14 protein-coding genes are annotated in these 18822 nt (G+C 37.9%); 9 read left to right on the forward strand and 5 right to left on the reverse strand.

Features of this window, described 5'->3' with window-relative positions:
- Nucleotides 1-131 precede the first annotated feature (131 nt).
- From ACJJVM_RS13135 to ACJJVM_RS13150, 4 genes are all read left to right on the forward strand, one after another.
- Nucleotides 132-905: a diadenylate cyclase gene (locus tag ACJJVM_RS13135; protein ID WP_021778653.1), complete on the forward strand. Its 774-nt coding sequence runs from the start codon at nt 132-134 to the stop codon at nt 903-905.
- 3 nt (nt 906-908) lie between these two features.
- Entirely contained in the window at nt 909-1919 is a 1011-nt protein-coding gene (locus ACJJVM_RS13140) for a DUF3667 domain-containing protein (protein WP_405211928.1), read from the forward strand.
- A 53-nt stretch (nt 1920-1972) separates the two neighbouring features.
- Nucleotides 1973-2986, forward strand: coding sequence for a DUF3667 domain-containing protein (locus ACJJVM_RS13145; RefSeq protein ID WP_405211929.1), 1014 nt, complete (start codon nt 1973-1975; stop codon nt 2984-2986).
- A 102-nt stretch (nt 2987-3088) separates the two neighbouring features.
- Nucleotides 3089-4210: an adenylate/guanylate cyclase domain-containing protein gene (locus ACJJVM_RS13150; protein WP_405211930.1), complete on the forward strand. Its 1122-nt coding sequence runs from the start codon at nt 3089-3091 to the stop codon at nt 4208-4210.
- Between the two features lie 36 nt (nt 4211-4246).
- On the opposite strand, the gene ACJJVM_RS13155 is transcribed toward ACJJVM_RS13150, so the two are convergent.
- Together ACJJVM_RS13155 and truA are read right to left on the reverse strand one after the other, a co-directional pair.
- Nucleotides 4247-6013 carry an ABC transporter ATP-binding protein gene (locus ACJJVM_RS13155; protein WP_405201689.1) on the reverse strand — a complete coding sequence of 589 codons (1767 nt, stop codon included), beginning with the start codon at nt 6011-6013 and terminating at the stop codon, nt 4247-4249.
- Nucleotides 6000-6770, reverse strand: coding sequence for a tRNA pseudouridine(38-40) synthase TruA (gene truA / locus ACJJVM_RS13160; RefSeq protein ID WP_405211931.1), 771 nt, complete (start codon nt 6768-6770; stop codon nt 6000-6002). Before truA ends, ACJJVM_RS13155 begins: the two co-directional genes overlap by 14 nt.
- Nucleotides 6771-6819: 49 nt before the next feature.
- On the opposite strand from truA, the gene ACJJVM_RS13165 reads away from it, so the two are divergent.
- From ACJJVM_RS13165 to ACJJVM_RS13175, 3 genes are all read left to right on the forward strand, one after another.
- The gene (locus tag ACJJVM_RS13165; protein ID WP_405211932.1) at nt 6820-7311 is read left to right on the forward strand and encodes a metallophosphoesterase family protein; all 492 of its coding nucleotides are present in this window, start codon (nt 6820-6822) and stop codon (nt 7309-7311) included.
- A 124-nt stretch (nt 7312-7435) separates the two neighbouring features.
- The gene (locus ACJJVM_RS13170) at nt 7436-8368 is read left to right on the forward strand and encodes a peptidylprolyl isomerase (RefSeq protein WP_021778660.1); all 933 of its coding nucleotides are present in this window, start codon (nt 7436-7438) and stop codon (nt 8366-8368) included.
- A gap of 150 nt (nt 8369-8518) precedes the next feature.
- The gene (locus ACJJVM_RS13175; protein ID WP_035324490.1) at nt 8519-9049 is read left to right on the forward strand and encodes a YfiT family bacillithiol transferase; all 531 of its coding nucleotides are present in this window, start codon (nt 8519-8521) and stop codon (nt 9047-9049) included.
- A gap of 85 nt (nt 9050-9134) precedes the next feature.
- Here the strand turns inward: ACJJVM_RS13175 and ACJJVM_RS13180 are convergent, their stop codons facing one another.
- The 3 genes from ACJJVM_RS13180 to ACJJVM_RS13190 form a co-directional block, all read right to left on the reverse strand.
- Nucleotides 9135-10142, reverse strand: a complete 1008-nt coding sequence (locus tag ACJJVM_RS13180) for a 3-oxoacyl-ACP synthase III family protein (RefSeq protein ID WP_405211933.1) — start codon at nt 10140-10142, stop codon at nt 9135-9137.
- Nucleotides 10143-10376: 234 nt separating this feature from the next.
- A complete protein-coding gene (locus tag ACJJVM_RS13185; RefSeq protein ID WP_298348262.1) occupies nt 10377-11702 on the reverse strand; it encodes an AarF/ABC1/UbiB kinase family protein in 1326 nt (441 codons plus the stop codon).
- Nucleotides 11703-11768: 66 nt separating this feature from the next.
- On the reverse strand, nt 11769-12461 hold the full coding sequence (locus ACJJVM_RS13190; RefSeq protein WP_298348264.1) for a TetR family transcriptional regulator C-terminal domain-containing protein: 693 nt from the start codon (nt 12459-12461) through the stop codon (nt 11769-11771).
- A gap of 314 nt (nt 12462-12775) precedes the next feature.
- Between ACJJVM_RS13190 and dnaK the strand changes: the two genes are divergently transcribed.
- Nucleotides 12776-14680 (forward strand): molecular chaperone DnaK, encoded by a 1905-nt coding sequence (gene dnaK, locus ACJJVM_RS13195; protein ID WP_298348266.1) that lies wholly within the window; start codon nt 12776-12778, stop codon nt 14678-14680.
- A gap of 308 nt (nt 14681-14988) precedes the next feature.
- Nucleotides 14989-18816, forward strand: a complete 3828-nt coding sequence (locus tag ACJJVM_RS13200; protein WP_405211934.1) for a gliding motility-associated C-terminal domain-containing protein — start codon at nt 14989-14991, stop codon at nt 18814-18816.
- Nucleotides 18817-18822: the final 6 nt, after the last annotated feature.

Consider the following 18822-nt stretch of genomic DNA (forward strand, 5'->3'; position numbering starts at 1 on the left):
AATGAAAACGTAAGTGTAGGCATACTATTAAACTTGATGTCATATAATTGAGTAATTATTATCCTCGCTTTTTATGGCTTAGTATTTTGTGCTTAGGCTATTTCTGCTATTTTTACGTAAATCTCACATTTTTGGAAATCTTAGAAAATTTACGCATCCTAGACGGTATCGATATTTTACTCGTAGCCATCTTAATGTTTTACCTCTATAGACTGGTAAAAGGTACGGTTGCGATTAACATTTTTATAGGTATCGTAGTCATCTACTTGATCTGGCAACTTACCGTCTTGCTTAAGATGGAGATGCTTAGTACCATATTGGGGCAGTTTATAGGTGTGGGGATGTTTGCACTTATAGTTGTTTTCCAGCAGGAGATACGTAAATTTTTGCTCCTTATAGGTAGTACAAACCTCACTAAGGGAGGACTTTTTAAAAACTTTAATTTTTCTAAAAAGGAAGGTACACTGGCTTTAGATCTTAATGCAGTTCTCACTGCTTGCGAGAATATGGCTGCTTCAAAAACGGGAGCACTTATTATCATAAGAAGAGATACCAGTCTAGAGTTTGTAAAAGATACGGGAGACAGGATGGAGATAGAAGTAAACAGACCTATTATAGAAAGTGTTTTTTATAAAAATTCAACCCTACACGACGGGGCGATGATTATAGAAGAAAATAAAATTACAGCTACAAGAGTCATATTACCCGTAACACAAGAGCGTGACATCCCACTACGTTTTGGACTTAGACACAGAGCTGCCGTAGGTATTACAGAAAAGACAGATGCGCTCGCACTGGTAGTGAGTGAGGAGTCTGGTGCAATAAGCTATATAAAGGACGGAGAGTTTGTACTCTATAAAACGATAGACGATTTACGCATACTACTAGAGACAGAACTTACGTAAACAATGGCAGATAAAAAGTCTAAAAAGCTCCCTAAAAAGGCAAAAGCACAAACGCCTAAGAAACAAAAGCGAGAGCTACTTGTAATCTCAGAGGGTTGTAAAAACTGTGGTACTCCATTAGACTTAGACCAGCGATTTTGTTCTCATTGTGGCGCAAAGCGTATGCACAACAGGCTTAATACACGCAACTTACTAGAAGATTTTACAGAGCGTTTTCTCAATATAGAAAATGTTTTTCTCAAAACGTTTATTGCCCTTTTTACAAAGCCAGAAGATGTCATAAATGGTTATATAGGTGGATTGCGAAAGCGCTATATGTCTGCCTTTAGCTACTTTGCAGTGGCACTTACTATAGGGAGTATTTACATTTTCTTATTTAGAAATTGGTTTTTAGATACAGAAAATGGACTGTTTAATGGATTCTTTACAGGTCTAGAAGCCGGTGCACAATCTAATGGAGGTGATGGCGTGATGGAGCTTGTAAATTTTATATTTGATTATAACTCCTTTATAAGCTTTCTATACATTCCATTTTTTGCAGTGATTTCAAAAATTGTTTTCTGGAATTATAAGGAGGTAAATTTTATAGAGCACATTGTAATATATCTCTATGCATACTCACAAACACAAATTATAACTAATGTACTTTTTATACTTGCGGGCTGGTCTGCTGCTGGGCAAATTATAGTAAGCCTGTTTGTATCTACATTACCGTTTTTTTACACAGCATATGTCTTGTATCGCGTGTTTAATTTAAGTATCAAAAGTCTGGTTCTTAAAACAGGTATTTTTCTGTTAATTATAGTGCCTTTCAGCATTTTGTTAAGTGCCATTATAGGTACAGCAATGTATACAGCAGGTTCTTTTGACCCGCTTATAGAATCTGTAAAGAAATCTCACGATGCAAGAAGAGCAAAGAGAGATAGCATAAAGCAAGATAGCCTAAGGCTTAAAACTCTTACCCCACAATCTTTGCTAATACCAGTACAGAAAACTCAAGATAGTATAGAGTGACTTTAACATACTTGTAATTTTAGTATTATTGTGATTCTAAATCAATCAATCAAATGAGTAAACTCTCCAGGGCAGAAAAAAAAGCTTTAAAGAAGCAAAACAATCTTTTAAAAGTAGAGGATACCTGCATAAACTGTGCAGAGTATATAGCCCTAGACCAGCGTTTTTGCTCACACTGCGGTGGTAAACGTATTTATAATAGACTCACCTGGCGTAATTTGTTAGAAGATTTCTTTGACAGGTTTTTTAATCTTGAAAATTCTTTTGTAAAAACATTTGTAGCGCTGTTTCGACAACCAGAGGATGTAATAGGTGGCTACATAAACGGGATGCGCAAGAAGTACCTTCCTGCCTTTAGTTACTTTGCAATAGCGATTACATTTACTAGTTTTTATTATTACTTACTCAAAGGTTGGTTTTGGGATAATTATATGACTGCACAAAAGCTTGTTTATGATGAGTCTGTGCCGCAAGCGCAGCTAGAGCTTCAAGAAAGTATTGCCACCCTTTTTATGGAAAATCAATCACTATATATGTTTTTGATAATTCCATTTTTTGCGGTGATGTCCAAAATAGTCTTTTGGAATTATAAAAAATATAATCTCGTAGAGCATTTTGTAATCTATTTATATGTCTATAGTCACTTTTCTATGATAAGTGTTGTAATGCAAATTGCATTTATATGGAGTCCTACTGCACTTAATATTCTAAGTGTAATAGTATTTTTATTAATGCTTATTTATACTATTTATGTGCTTAAAAGATTGTTTAAACTCACTATGGCTAGTGTGCTTGTAAAGACGCTTTTTTTCTTTTTAATATTTACCGTTTTTTCCTGTGTGTTATGCTTACCCATAGTTGCTTTAGGTTTTATGTCCGCAATTGAGGTGAATCAAAACGGTGAAAAAGAAATAGACGACAGCAATTTCATAGGTAAATTTATGAAAATGGCACAAGAACAAGAACGCCAAAAGAAAATCAAAGATTCTATAAAGCAAGACAGTGTAAAGCGACTTGAAGATATACTGGAGATTACTCCAGATATGATTAAAAATAGACCGCAGTAGAAGTACGCTTTCGCGAAAGCGTTATTAAAACCTCATAAATCTCTCTTAATAAGTACATCTTTCTGATAGGAGTATACCTATATTGATACCAGATATTACAGTATGAAGATTTTTAGAAATGAGTTGACCAGAAATGAGATCATATTTTATGTGCGTAGAGCACTATGGATCTTGCTTGCGTGGACGCTCATATCAAATATTATTTTCTTGTATGATTATGCAACACTAGTTTCTGCAAATGCGCTTACGTCTAATTTTGATATGGAGGTGTCGTTTAAGGCTAACTTACTTGTGTCTATCGTTGCTGGGCTTTTTGGCGGTATTTTTACGGTAAATATAATGGAGCTCTGGCTACGTAAGTATGCCTTCTGGAAGGCGCTTATTTTTATAACCCTTCTCTATGTTGTGATTGCTATGGTAGTGGGTACCATAGGGGCTTATTATTTTTATAGTGACTCGCTAGGTCTAGCCATAGGTAGTCAAGAGCTTTTAGATAGGGTATTACAGTTTTATACAGAGCACATATTTATAAAGAACTTTGTAATATGGTTGTTTATCGTACTGCTCACACTCATAATTTTAATGATAAATGATAAGTATGGGCCGGGCGTTTTTCCAGACTACTTGATGGGGCGTTACTTCTTGCCAAAAAATGAAACCCGCATCTTTATGTTTGCAGATATAAGAGATGCAACACGCATTGCAGAAAAGCTAGGCGAGCAAGAGTATTTTAACTTTCTTAAAGATTTTTTTAATGATATCGCTCCTGCTGTAATGCAAACTAAGGGAGAAGTGTATCAGTATGTGGGTGATGAGGTAGTTATCACCTGGAAGATGAAAAACGGTGTTAAAAACGCAAATGCGCTACGTTGCTATTACCGTATGAAAAATATTATCTATAAAAAATCTGTGCGCTATTATAAACGTTATAATGCCTTACCAGATTTTAAGGTAGGTTTTCACTATGGTCAAGTAATGGTAGGTGAGCTGGGTAAAATAAAACGTGACATTGCATTTTCTGGAGACGTACTCAATACAACGGCGCGTATACAAGGAATGTGTAATGATAAAGGTGTAGATGTGCTAGCGTCTAAAGCCTTTGCAGATTTGCTTAAAAAACTACCTAGAAACACAAGAGTGATAAAAGTAGGAGATGAACTTCTTAAAGGTAAGTCTGAGCAAGTGTCGCTTGTGACATTTGACAGGGATGTAACTGCAAAGTAATATGTTATCCTTCACAATAACATTATTCAGGACGGTCTAACTAGCCTCAGCCTGCATAAACTGTACTTCATAGAGATTGCGGTAATGACCATTTTCCTTTTTAAGTAGCTCTTTATGTGTGCCTTGCTCGATAATTTTTCCTTTCTCCATCACGATAATTTGGTCAGCCTTTTTGATGGTCGCTAGACGGTGTGCAATAACGATAGAGGTACGTCCTTTTGTTATTTTCTTAATAGCTTTCTGTATAAGCTGCTCACTGTGTGAATCTACAGATGAGGTAGCCTCATCTAGCACAAGTATAGATGGATTACTTACATAAGCTCTTAAGAAAGCAATAAGCTGTCGCTGGCCGCTAGAGAGCATAGAGCCACGCTCTTTTACGTTATAGTGGTATCCATCTGGTAGACTAGATATAAATTTATGTACGCCTATAGCCTTAGCACTTTCTATAACTTCCTCTTCTGTGATAGATGGGTCTTGTAGCGTGATGTTATTGAGTATAGTATCTGCAAATAAGAATACATCTTGCAATACCACAGCAATTTCCTTACGTAAATCTGTAAGCTTTATGTCTTTTATATCTGTGCCGTCTAGTAATATCTGCCCGCTATCTATCTCATAAAATCTACTTAGTAGATTGATAATGGTAGATTTACCTGCACCAGTAGAGCCTACAATAGCAATGGTTTCTCCAGCAGCAGCTTCTAGCGATATTCCTTTAAGTACTTCTTCACCGGGTACATACGAGAAGTGTACATCCTTAAAATCTATAACACCTTTTACATCGTTTAATTCTAGAGTACCTGTATTTGTAATAGAAGACTCTGTATCTAGTATGGTAAATACTCTATTTGCGGCCACCATACCCATTTGTAAGGTGTTAAACTTATCTGCTATCTGGCGTAGTGGTGTAAAAAGCATCTGTATGTAACTTATAAAGGCAGTAATTAAACCTATCGTTACAATATCACTTTGTGCTGCTTTAAGACCGCCATACCACACAATAAGACCTATAGTTACGGCTGTGCAAATCTCTGCAATAGGAAAGAAAATAGAGTTATACCACACAGTCTTATTCCAGGCATCTCTGTGCTTGTTATTTATAGCATTAAATTTTTTATGCTCTATGGCTTCTCTATTAAAAATTTGTACAATTTTCATACCTGTTACACGCTCTTGTACAAAGGTGTTGAGGTTAGAAACCTGTGTGCGCACTTCTTCAAAGGCAAGCTTCATCGCCCGCTGAAAAACGCGGGTGGCATATAATATAATGGGGAATACCGCAAGTACAATAAGTGTGAGTCTCCAGCTCTCATAAAACATAAAACCTAAAACGACACTCATTTTAAGTAAGTCTGCTATAATCATAAACAGCCCTTGAGAGAAAATACTAGAGATTGTCTCTATATCACCTACAGCTCTAGTCACTAGACGACCCACTGCAGACTTGTCAAAATATTGCATTTTGAACCCAAGCATATGGTCAAAGAGTTTAACACGTATATCTTTTATAACCTGCTGGCCTATCCAGTTTGAGAAGTAGATAAACATAAGCTGGAAAACGACCTCACCTACCAGTACAACCGCCATAAGGCGTAAGTAAAAAAATAAGTCTGTGGCAGAGCGTTGTGAGATCCCTAGATCTATGGCGTTCTTTAAAAAGTAAGGGCGTAGCGCTGCACAAACAGATAAGATAATCGCTCCCGCTGCGGCTATGTAAAGCCTGCTACGATAAGGTTTCGTAAAGGCAAGTAATCGTTTGAACAACTGTGTGTCAAAAGCTTTTCCTTTAGTCTCTCCCATTGTTTATATAAATTGTTTCTGGATATATAATCTCTGTTAAATATAAGCCGTGCCCAGGTACAGAAGACCCTGCTTGTGATCTACTCTTTCCTTTTACTACTTCGTGTATCCACGAGACAGGTTTTTTGCCTTGCCCTATCTCTAGTAATGTGCCTACAATGGCACGTACCATATTGCGCAAAAATCGATTTGCCGTAATATGGAAGTGGTACTCATCTTCGGTTTCTAGCCACTGCGCTCTAGTAATATCACAAAGATACGTGTTGACCTCTGTCTTTGATTTAGAAAAACATTCAAAATCTGAATAATCTAGTAACGTTGCCGCTGCTTCATTCATAAGGCTTAGATCTATATCATATGCTATAGCGTGTGCTTGTTCTGTACTAAAGGGATTTTTACGTTTTGCAATGCGATATAGATAAGATCTCGATGTCGCGTCAAAACGTGTATGAGCCTCATCACGCACATTAAAAATGCGATCTATGGCAATGTCTGGAGGCAAAAACCTATTGAGTTTATAGGTGAGATTTTTTAATTTATTATCAAGACTTAAATCATCATCCCAGTCAAAGTGGGCATACATCTGCGTAGCGTGCACCCCGGCATCTGTACGTCCTGCACCCATTATGAGTACAGGTTTTCTTAAAATGGTACTCAGTGCTTTTTCTATGGTTTCTTGCACGGTAACAGCATTAGGTTGCCGCTGCCAGCCGTGGTAGTTTTTTCCAAAATAAGAAAGCTTAATAAAATAGCGCACCGTGTTGTATTTTTGTAGCAAATATACGCTTTCGCGAAAGCGCACTCAAATGAAAAAAATCCTCCTCCTTAGCGATACACATAGTTATATAGATGACCACATTCTAGGCCACGTAAAATGGGCAGACGAGGTCTGGCACGCAGGTGATATAGGTGATCTAAAAGTAACAGACACGCTTAAGAAATTAAAGCCGCTACGCGCCGTTTATGGTAATATAGATACCACAGAAGCACGACAAGAATTCCCACTTAACAATCGTTTTATATGTGAAGGCGTAGAAGTATTAATTACTCATATAGGAGGCTACCCTGGTAGATACTCGCCTGCTATAAGGGAAGAAATTTATGCACGACCGCCTAAACTGTTTATATGCGGGCATAGTCATATCTTAAAGGTGATGCCAGATAAAAAACTGGGACTATTACATATGAATCCGGGTGCAATAGGGAAGCACGGTTTTCATAAAGTGCGCACAATGCTCAGGTTTACCGTACACGAGGGTCGCATCGAGAATCTTGAAGTAATAGAGGTTGCTAGGTAACTGTAAGAGTACTAGTCTTTAAGGTAAGTGCTAAGATTATATTAAACTTAGTATATTTTTAAACCTGCTCATTTGCCTTCCCAAAGGTAAATAGTATCTTTGCACCTCATTAAAAACAAGGATAATGCAAGACGGTATTTACGCAAAAATTCATACGCCAAAGGGCGAAATAACACTTAAGCTTGAGCACGAGAAAACTCCTGGAACAGTAGGAAACTTTGTTGCCCTAGCAGAAGGAAACCTAGAGAACTCTCAAAAACCTCAAGGAACACCTTACTATGACGGATTAAAATTTCACCGTGTCATTCCTGATTTTATGATCCAAGGAGGTTGCCCACTGGGAACTGGAACTGGTGATGGAGGATACAAATTTGACGATGAGATTCATCCAGATCTTAAGCACGATGCTCCAGGTAAATTATCTATGGCAAATGCTGGACCAGGAACAAATGGAACTCAGTTCTTTATAACACACATCCCTACAGACTGGTTAGACGGTAAGCACACTGTTTTTGGAAACGTAGTAGAAGGGCAAGACGTAGTAAATAGCGTAGCACAAGGTGATGAGATGGAAAAAATCGAAATCATACGTGTAGGAGCAGAGGCAGAGGCTTGGAACGCGGTAGAAGCATTTAGAACCTTTGAAGGATCTAGAGCTAAGCGTATAGAAGAAGAGAGAGCAGCACAAGCAGCAGAGATAGAAGCACTAGCAACAGGATTTGATACTACTGATAGCGGACTACGCTACCAGATTATTCAAAAAGGAGATGGTGTAAAAGCAGAAAAAGGTAAAACAGTTTCTGTACACTATAAAGGAGCACTTCCTGACGGAACTGTTTTTGATAGTTCTTTTAAAAGAAACCAACCTATAGATTTTCAACTAGGAGTAGGTCAAGTAATCCCAGGATGGGATGAAGGTATCGCTTTATTAAATGTAGGAGATAAAGCACGTTTAGTAATCCCTTCAGATCTTGCTTACGGTAGTGCAGGAGCTGGTGGTGTAATACCACCTAACGCTACACTCGTATTTGATGTAGAGCTTGTTGCTGTAAAGTAAGGAGTACAATTATATAGTTTTAAAAGGTCTGGTGTTATGCCAGACCTTTTTTTGTTTTATAGGTTCTGTAAGCACATAGTCTCGTGGTTGTTAATAAGGTGTGATAACAATTATGTGTAAAGGCGCAGAGACTTTTCTATTTTTGAGACTATGGAAAAGTTAAGATACCCAATAGGAAAATATTCGATGCCCACAGATATCTCAAACGAGAAGCTTACAGAGTGGATTAACATTCTAGAAGTAATGCCAGCTCAGTTACGAGATATGACAAGCGAGATGAGTGATGAGCAGTTAAACACGCCATACAGACCAGAAGGATGGAACGTGAGACAAGTAGTACATCATCTAGCAGATAGTCATCACAACAGCTATACGCGTTTTAAATGGGCGCTCACAGAAGAAAACCCAGTTATAAAACCCTACGATGAAAATGCGTGGACGGCACTCCCAGATCTAGAAGGTATGCCAGTAGAGTGGTCACTACGTCATCTTGAGGTGGTACATTATAAACTGGTACGATTATTAAGAACGCTCACAGATGAGCAACTGTCTAAAACATTTATTCACCCTGCAGGTGATAAAACCTATAACTTGAAACAAAATGTAGGGCAATATGCCTGGCACAGTATGCATCACTATATGCACATTGCAAACCTAGTGAAAGAGAAAGGCTGGAAATAATTATAGACCTAGCACAAAAAGAAAGTCCGCAGTAGTATCATACTACTGCGGACTTTTTTTATTAAAATCTCAATACGAGGTTATACTACCACTTTATAATAGAGCTGGCCCAAGTAAACCCACTACCAAAGGCAGCTAGCACTACAGTATCTCCTTCTTTTATCTTTTCATTCTCCCAAGCTTCTGTTAGGGCAATCGGGATAGAAGCAGCCGTTGTGTTTCCGTACTTCTGGATGTTATTATACACCTTATCATCACTAAGCTTAAACTTTTTCTGCACAAACTGCGAGATACGTAAGTTAGCTTGATGCGGTATAAGCATATCGATATCTGTTACATCAAGTTTGTTTTTCTGTAAACCTTCCATAATCACTTCAGAAAAGCGTACCACGGCATTTTTAAATACAAACTGCCCATTCATATACGGGTAGTAAGGGATATCCTCTTGTGGGTTAGTCTCTATAAGTTCTGGTACCCATTGCTCTGTGCTTGGTCCTTTAAGAGATAGTTCTAGTGCGTGCTCTCCCTCACTGTGTAGGTGAGATGATAATACACCTTTAGTCGTATCTTCTTCTCTAGAAAGTACTGCAGCACCTGCACCATCACCAAATATTACAGAAACACTACGTCCTCTAGTGGTAAAATCTAGACCTCCACTATGATTTTCAGATCCTATTACCAGTACATTTTTATACATACCAGATTTTATAAACTGGTCTGCCGTTGCAAGTGCGTAGATAAATCCAGAACACTGGTTTCTTACATCTAGCGCAGGGACGGTTTCCATACCCATTAAGTGCTGTACTTGCACACCACAGCCAGGGAAGTAATAGTCTGGGCTGAGTGTCGCAAAGACTATCATATCTATATCCTTATTAGTAAGTCCAGCACGCTCTATAGCAATGGTTGCAGCTTTTACACCCATCTTTGCGGTAGAGTTACCATCTCCTTTTTTGATATGTCTACGCTCTTTTATTCCGGTGCGTTCTTGTATCCACTCATCATTAGTATCCATCAGTTTTGATAGATCATCATTTGTCACCACATTTTCTGGGACGTATTTACCTAGTCCGGTAATTTTGGAATTATACATAAGCTGTGTTTGAAAATTGTTTGAGGGTAATTACGCTTTCGCGAAAGCGTAAAAACTCCCAGCGTGTAAATATACTTTATCTTAAGGGCTAGATAAAGTGTCTATAATAATTTTAGTATGCACGCATAGTATGAATGACGTATAAACACAAAAAGAGCGCCCGACTAAAAGCGCTCTTTTCAAAAAACAACCTAACCAATAACATGTCACAAAAAATAACACAATTATTAACCTTTATGCCACAGAGTCTGTGGGTACATAGTTCTTAAAATTATTGACCTTTATTTGTGCTTTGAGATCGTGCATCAAGTTATAAAGTCCAAAAAATGTTCTGTTTATATATAAGAAGTGTTTACTACCTCTGTTACCATTCATCTTACGTATTTCTGTATCCTTACTATACTTCTCGCTTAGCACGGCAATCTGATCAAAAAATGTACTATCTCTAAAATCAAATTCTTCTTGATGCATAGGCTGTGTGAAGAGGCTGAGCATCTCGTGAAATAGTGCCGAGAAGAACTTTACTGTCTCTGCATCATCATCATCTCGTAATATTTCTAACTCGTATAATTTTTGCTTAAAAATATTAGGGTCATTTATATTTGACGGTTCTGCAAGGTCAAAGTAAGGTATGTAAAAGTCTTGCGGTACGTGTTTAATACAACCAAAGTCTATGGCAATAAGATTATGGTCCTTATCTACCATAAAGTTACCTGGGTGAGGATCTGCGTGTATGCGTTTTAAAATATGCATCTGGTACATATAAAAATCCCATAGCGCTTGTCCCAGCTTATTTGCCGCTTCTTGATCTGTATTATGTGCCACAAACTCACTTAAGTGTTCCCCATCCATCCAGTCCATAGTAAGTATACGCTCACTAGATAGGTCTGGATAGTAAGTTGGGAATACAAGATTAGGTATGGTAGCACAGTCTTCTGTCATTGCGATACTTTGTGCTAGCTCTAGATTGTAATCTGTCTCTTCTAGCAGTTTATCTTCTACCTCTTTAAAAAATTTTTCTTTACCCTCACCTTGAAGATTAAACATCTTCTTTGCAATAGGTTTTACAAGGGCAAGATCACTACTGATACTGTCTGCGACTCCTGGATATTGGATTTTCACAGCAAGTTTTTTCCCATTTAATGTCGCTTGGTGCACTTGGCCTATACTGGCCGCGTTAACACTCTGAGCCGCAAACGTATCATAGAGATCTTCTGGGTATTTACCCAAATATTTTTTAAAGGTTTTACGCACTAAGGGTGGAGATAGGGGAGGAACGCTAAACTGTGATAGAGAAAACTTTTCTACATATGCCTTAGGCATAATGTTTTTCTCCATACTAAGCATTTGCGCCACCTTAAGTGCGCTACCTTTTAGACTTTTTAAGCCATCATAAATATCTTCGGCATTATCTTCATTAAGTTGCTCTTTTGTGAGCGATGGGTTAACGACCTTCTTACCGTAATATTTTGCATAATTTGCCCCCACCTTTACGCCAGTCTTTACAAGCTTTGAGGCTCTCTGGAGTTTATTAGTAGGTATGTGGTCTATTGTTTTCATATAATGATGCCCATAGGGGCTGTTATTTTATTGAGTTGAGGTAAAACCTCGTGCGCACTTATAGTACTACTTTGCCATTGTAAAATTTTCTTTGAATAAAAATTTTCCAAAGTCTATAATGCTTTCTAGCGGTGTGGTTTCAAAAATGTCAAAAATTGCATTTACAGACTTTTCAATAGCCACATCTGTTTTTTCGAAGGCAGGAGAGTTATCTTCCATCCAGTATTTAAGTAAGAATAAAAACTGCACCCAAGCTCCTTCTTTAAAAAGGCGTACAGGATTTTTTGTAATCTTATAATTCTTCTCATCATTACCAGCCTCTATAAGGTCTGCTGCAAAAGAGGTAAGGTGACCTCTCAACTCCTTGAGCTGGCTCATATTCTTGAGCATATTTTTATGCTGGTCTAGTGCTACAAGCACATAACTTCTGTTTGCAGTAAGCATCTCAAACATTGTAAAAAAGTATGAGAGCATTTTATCTTTATTGGTGTACAATTCAAAATCACTGTTTTTGTGAAGCACACCTACGGTATTTGTGTGGAAAGCATTCCATATACCTGCTTTAAGATTTTGAAAAGAGCCAAAGAATTTATAAAACTCTGCTTCTTCTATATTGTGCTCTTTACAGAACTTGTAAATCGTTTTTGGTTCTTCTCCGTGCTCTAGCACATACTCCATATATGCTGTAATGAGCACTTGTGCATTTACTGTCTTCTTCTTGGCAGTAGTCTTTTTAGTCGTTTTCTTTACAGTTGCCATAATATTCGTTGTTTGATGTAAAGATACATTATGTTTAACCTTGCAACAATACTATTAAACAAAAGTTACGTTAAAATTATTTCAAATTATATGAAATCCCTTTTTGTAGTTGCTTGTAAGATGTTTGCTTTGTGATGGTTAATAGTTGGTTGATTAGAGTAGTGAGTGGTGCTATGTGGTTTTACGCTTTCGCGAAAGCGTAATTAAAACCTTTATTTTTTAATAATGACACCTTGTCATACTTTGACCGATGGCATACTCCTTGTCTATTTGTGAGTGTTGAAAAAATTAAATAACACTTAAATACATATATAATGAGTAAAATAATAGGAATTGACTTGGGTACTACCAACTCGTGCGTTGCTGTAATGGAAGGTAACGAGCCTACGGTAATCCCTAATGCAGAAGGTAAGAGAACTACTCCATCTGTCATTGCCTTTGTAGAAGGTGGTGAGATTAAAGTAGGAGACCCTGCAAAAAGACAAGCTGTAACAAACCCTACAAAGACTATCGCTTCTGTAAAGCGTTTTATGGGTAACAAGTTTTCTGAATCTAGCAAAGAGGCAGAGCGTGCAGCATATAAAGTAGTAAAAGGTGACAATGATACACCACGTGTAGACATAGATGGCCGTTTATATACACCTCAAGAATTATCTGCAATGACTCTTCAAAAAATGAAGAAAACGGCAGAAGATTACTTAGGACAAGATGTAACAAGAGCTGTAATTACAGTTCCAGCATACTTTAACGATTCTCAACGTCAGGCTACAAAAGAAGCTGGAGAGATCGCAGGTCTTAAAGTAGAGCGTATCATAAATGAGCCTACAGCAGCAGCACTTGCTTATGGTCTTGATAAAAAAGATACAGATCAAAAAATCGTTGTTTTTGACTTTGGAGGAGGAACACACGATGTATCTATACTAGAACTAGGAGATGGCGTTTTTGAAGTATTATCTACAGATGGTGATACACACTTAGGTGGTGATGACGTAGATCAAAAAATCATAAACTGGCTAGCAGAAGAATTTATTGCAGATGAGGATATGGACCTACGTAAAGACCCAATGGCTTTACAACGTCTTAAAGAAGCTGCAGAAAAGGCTAAGATTGAGCTTTCTTCTTCTACACAGACAGAAATTAACCTTCCTTATGTAACTGCAACGGCTTCTGGGCCTAAGCACTTAGTACGTACATTGAGCCGTGCAAAATTTGAAGCGTTAATAGACGACCTAGTAAAAAGAACAATAGAGCCTTGCCAGACAGCACTTAAATCTGCTGGGCTAAGTACAGGAGATATCGATGAGATTATTCTTGTAGGAGGATCTACTCGTATCCCTGCAGTACAGGCAGCGGTAGAGAAGTTCTTTGGTAAAGCACCGTCAAAAGGAGTAAACCCAGATGAGGTTGTTGCCGTAGGAGCAGCAATACAAGGAGGAGTACTTACTGGAGATGTAAAAGATGTATTACTACTAGACGTAACACCACTATCATTAGGTATTGAGACTATGGGTAATGTATTTACAAAACTTATAGAAGCAAACACTACAATACCTACTAAGAAGTCACAAGTATTCTCTACAGCGGCAGATAATCAGCCTAGTGTAGATATACACGTACTACAAGGTGAGCGCCCTATGGCGGCAGATAACAAAACGATAGGTCGTTTCCAGTTAACTGATATCCCACCAGCACAAAGAGGTGTACCACAAATTGAGGTAGCTTTTGATATTGATGCAAATGGTATTATTAAAGTAAGTGCAGTAGATAAAGCAACTGGAAAATCTCAAGATATCCGTATCGAGGCATCTTCTGGACTATCTGAAGAAGAAATTGCAAAGATGAAAGCAGAGGCAGAAGCAAATGCAGAGTCTGATAAAAAAGCAAAAGAAACTGCAGATAAGATAAACGAGGCAGATGGTATGATTTTCCAAACGGAAAAACAACTTACTGAGTTTGGTGATAAATTATCTGACGATAAGAAGAAGCCTATCGAAGATGCACTTGCAGAGCTTAAAGCAGCTTACGAGACTAAGTCTGTAGACGCGATTACTCCAGCACTAGATAAAATCAACGAAGCTTGGAAAGTTGCATCTGAAGAGATGTACAAAGCACAAGCAGATGCTGCTGGGCAACCAGGACCAGATGCACAAGCTGGACCAGATGCTGGCGGAGATACTGCTAGTGATGTAGAAGACGTAGACTTCGAAGAAGTTAAGTAATATTTACTAAGCGTAGTCGAAGTATAGATTTTTGAAGAAGTGAAATATTTGCTTAATAAAAATCAATAATTTACTGAGACACTATATATATGAAAATCCCTTTAACGTAAAGTTAAGGGGATTTTTTTTTGCGCTTTCGCGAAAGCGGTATTACACGCATCACCACAAAATCTAATTTATAGAAGATAATGTATGGCTTTTTTGTAGTATTAATCATACAATAGTGTAGTACAACTGTATAAATACGCACTATAACGAGTTTTTTATAGAGGTCTCACCTATATTTGCGACACTAAACCAGTCTAATTATGGGGAAATTATACCTGTTTCTTATCTTTTTTGTAACCGTAGCTACAACAACATTTGCACAATGTGGTGACACAGAGACTTTTACTGTTTGTGATATGACTGTTGTAGACGGTGATAGCAACGGTACTCCAGATGGAATCATAAATCTATATGACGAGTTCTCTGCGCTGAGTGGTACAACGATCACTCCTGCAGATGGTATGTGGTTTGACCCAAACTTTAATTTTGCACTTGATGTGGTTACTGGTGATCTCTATTTATGGGATCTTGATAACTCTTCAGAACTAGATACAGACTATCAATTTGAATTTTTGAGCGGTACATCTGGCTGTCCAGAAGATGTGCAATACTTATTTAATATAGTACTAGGTCCTTATTCTGGTACTGTTGCAAACACGATGGATGGGGCAATAAATCTACAAGTATGCCAGCCTGCACCACCAGCAGAGTGTATGCAATTTACAGAGATTGACTTGTTTCAAACTATGCTTTCTAATCCTAGTCCGCATAGTAATGGCGTCTGGACATATACTGGGTCGAGCCCTAATTTTGCATCTATATCTGGTAATCGTTTTCTTAATGTAAATATTCCATATCAAGAGGGTCCGCCGCTTGTAGATGAAGAGACATTTGAACTAGTTTATACAGTGCCAGGTATAACACCTTGTGATGCAGAGCAGTCTACAACCGTCACAGTATCTGTGGTAAGAGAACCTTTTGCTGGATTTGCAAATCAATTTAATATCTGTGATACAGAACTTATAGCTGGTAATTATGATGGAGATATTGATTTACTAGAAGATGAGTTTTTAGTAAACGAAAATATAGAAGGAATATGGCTAGATGCGACAGATCCTACTGGTCAAATCACGGGTCCAGCAGATTCTGTAATTAATCTTGCTCAAGTTTATGCAGATTTAGTAATGAGTAACCCCAGGTTTGGATCACGAACTTACGAGTACCAATATTTTGTAGAAAGTAGGTCTACCGTTTGTAATGATGCGACAAGTACCATAGGTTTTACATTTTATGAATCTGTAAGGCCTTTTAGTCAAAACGAAAATGAAGCAACATTTTGTACTACAGATGAAACGCTGGGAAGTTTAAATCTATATGATTATGTAGATTTTACTACAGAAAATGGAGTGCTGTATGATTATCCTAATAATGATTACACTAACTGGACATTGGTTTCTGGACCTTCAGATTTAGGATTAGTTTCTAACACAGGTGATATTGCTACAACGACAGAAGATCCAGAGTATACAAGTCAAGGTACTATAGATTTATCAAGCCTCGATCCTCTTACAGCTGCTGGAATATATGTTTTTGAGTTTACTGTAGATGAGGAGTATAATGCAGAGGCAATAGAAGAACAAATTTTTGAAATACCTGACGGCTGTTCTTCAGAAATTAATGAGGATCATCCCTGTGATACTCAAACTACTCAAATTACCATAATCATTACAAACCCAAACTATGCAGGAGAAGATACTGCAGATCTTGAATTTTGTGAGAATGAAGAAACACTTACACTTACAGATTTACTAGAGACAGATGGTGTACAAACAGTATATGTAGGGCCAGATGGTGTATGGACAGACACAGCAACATCTACTGTGGTAGATAATAACTTTGTCATTCCAGAAATTACTGGAGGTTCACAAACCTTTGATTTTGTATACAACACAACAACTAGCGCTAGTGACTGTGCAGATAGTGCTACATTGAGCTTTACTATTTATGAGCAATATGAAGCCGGAGATGATACTCTGGTAGACATTTGCGGAAACAGTGAAGAGGTAGATCTTTTTACGCTACTAGAAGGAAGTCCAGATACTAATGGTACTTGGATGGGTCCAGATGGATACACTACTACAGATAATGTAGCAAATTATGATCCAGCGACTAATGCCGCAGGAGATTATGTATACACCGTGCCTAGCAATGAAAGTTGTGATGAAGATATGGCAACATTAAGTATAACGCTACTTGAGTTTCTGTATGCAGGAGAAGATACCGCAGGCGTAGAGATATGTGATGTAGATGCAGAGTCTCCTATTAATCTTATCAATTTATTAGATACAAATGGTACAGATACTATTTATGAAGGAACACAAGGAGTGTGGACAGATACGGTAAGTGGCGAGGAAGTTGCAAATCCATTTTTATATGCAGAGATAGATGGGCAAGCGACTTTTAATTTTACTTATACGACAACTTCAGATGACGGTTGTATAGATATTACGACACTAGAGTTTACCATATTTGAAAGTGTAAGTGCAGGTGTAGATGCAATTTATGAGACCTGTGCTGTAGATGATGTTGTAAACTTATTTGACTTTTTAGAAGGTACTCCTGCTACAACGGGAACTTGGACAGGTCCTGATGGATATATAACTACAGATAATGAAGCAATTTTTGACCCTACAATAAATGCCGAAGGTAACTATGTATATACGGCACCAGCAAACGGTGTTTGCGAAGCATTAAGTGCAACAGTTACAGTTTCATTTTTTGAAAATAATTATCCTGGAGAAGATACTGCTGGTCTTACTATTTGTGACGAGGCTGGATTTGTGAGTCTTATCTCTTTGCTAGAAACAAACGGTGTTGAGGTTATTTATTCTGGACCTCTAGGTGAGTTTACAGATGCGGTAACAGGTGAAGTGGTAGATAACTTCTTTTTCTTTCCGGAGATAGATGGTGAGCAGGATTTTAGTTTTGTATATGCGACCACTACAGAAAATGGTTGTGATGCCCAAGCTACATTAGACTTTACAGTCTTTGAGCAAGAAGATCCGGGTATTACCTCAAGTATTGTACTGTGTCAAGATGATGCGCCACTTGATTTATTTTTATCACTTTCTGGTACTCCAGATACAACAGGAACTTGGACGGGTCCTGGTGGTTATGTTTCTTCTTCAAGCGAAGCGATAATAGACCCTATGACCGCTCTAGATGGAGATTATATTTATACCATTGCTGCTACAGATGTGTGTCCAGAGGCCTTTGCTTGGGTAAATGTCACTGTAAACGGAATCGCAAATGCAGGAGAAGATCTAGACACCTTTATTTGTCCTGGTGATTATATACTCTCGCTTTTTGACTTTTTGAGCGATGGGGCAGATGTAACGGGACAGTTTATTAATCTAGATACATCGCTTACTATAGAGGATGGGCTACTTTCTATAGGCGATTTTGAACCTGGGACGTTTTCATATATGTACCTAGTAGAAAATGACAACTGTGGTGATGATGATGCGACTATCACTTTTACTATAACGGCGATAGATGCACCTTCGATAGCAAATCCAGAGACGTTTTGTATTAATGATGATCAGACTTTGGGAGATATTTTAGTTACTGGAGCGGCGGTTTATAATTGGTACGCTTTCGCGGAAGCGGGCTCCCCCTTACCATTATCCACATTGCTAGAAAATAATGTCACGTATTATGTGGCTGCCATAGATGAAAATGGTTGTGAGTCTGAAAGAGTTTCTTACCTAGCCGATATCTTACCACTTACAGATGGTAGCTGCCAGCAAGAGATATCTGACGGCGTGTCTGACAATGGTGATGGTCAAAACGATTTTCTAGACTTAGGAACGTACCCAGATTTATATCCAAATTTTGATATTCAAATCTTTAATAGATATGGAACCATTGTGTATAGAGGGAATAAAAATACTCCAGCCTTTGACGGAAGTGCAAACACTGGCTCAGGACTAGGAGATCAATTACCTACGGGTGTGTATTTCTATATTCTTTATCCAAATGACTCGGAGACAGAACCTATAGACGGTAACTTTTACTTAAGTAGATAAAATAAA

The organism is Dokdonia sp. Asnod2-E02 (assembly GCF_045063915.1).
Classification (GTDB): domain Bacteria; phylum Bacteroidota; class Bacteroidia; order Flavobacteriales; family Flavobacteriaceae; genus Dokdonia.

Bases quoted from the DNA above. Each gene is read 5' to 3' on its own strand.
- ACJJVM_RS13155 (WP_405201689.1), bottom strand. From the start codon at position 6,013: ATGGGAGAGACTAAAGGAAAAGCTTTTGACACACAGTTGTTCAAACGA.
- ACJJVM_RS13190 (WP_298348264.1), bottom strand. From the start codon at position 12,461: ATGGCAACTGTAAAGAAAACGACTAAAAAGACTACTGCCAAGAAGAAG.
- ACJJVM_RS13150 (WP_405211930.1), top strand. From the start codon at position 3,089: ATGAAGATTTTTAGAAATGAGTTGACCAGAAATGAGATCATATTTTAT.
- ACJJVM_RS13185 (WP_298348262.1), bottom strand. From the start codon at position 11,702: ATGAAAACAATAGACCACATACCTACTAATAAACTCCAGAGAGCCTCA.
- ACJJVM_RS13140 (WP_405211928.1), top strand. From the start codon at position 909: ATGGCAGATAAAAAGTCTAAAAAGCTCCCTAAAAAGGCAAAAGCACAA.
- dnaK (WP_298348266.1), top strand. From the start codon at position 12,776: ATGAGTAAAATAATAGGAATTGACTTGGGTACTACCAACTCGTGCGTT.
- ACJJVM_RS13165 (WP_405211932.1), top strand. From the start codon at position 6,820: ATGAAAAAAATCCTCCTCCTTAGCGATACACATAGTTATATAGATGAC.
- ACJJVM_RS13145 (WP_405211929.1), top strand. From the start codon at position 1,973: ATGAGTAAACTCTCCAGGGCAGAAAAAAAAGCTTTAAAGAAGCAAAAC.
- ACJJVM_RS13180 (WP_405211933.1), bottom strand. From the start codon at position 10,142: ATGTATAATTCCAAAATTACCGGACTAGGTAAATACGTCCCAGAAAAT.
- ACJJVM_RS13175 (WP_035324490.1), top strand. From the start codon at position 8,519: ATGGAAAAGTTAAGATACCCAATAGGAAAATATTCGATGCCCACAGAT.
- ACJJVM_RS13200 (WP_405211934.1), top strand. From the start codon at position 14,989: ATGGGGAAATTATACCTGTTTCTTATCTTTTTTGTAACCGTAGCTACA.
- ACJJVM_RS13170 (WP_021778660.1), top strand. From the start codon at position 7,436: ATGCAAGACGGTATTTACGCAAAAATTCATACGCCAAAGGGCGAAATA.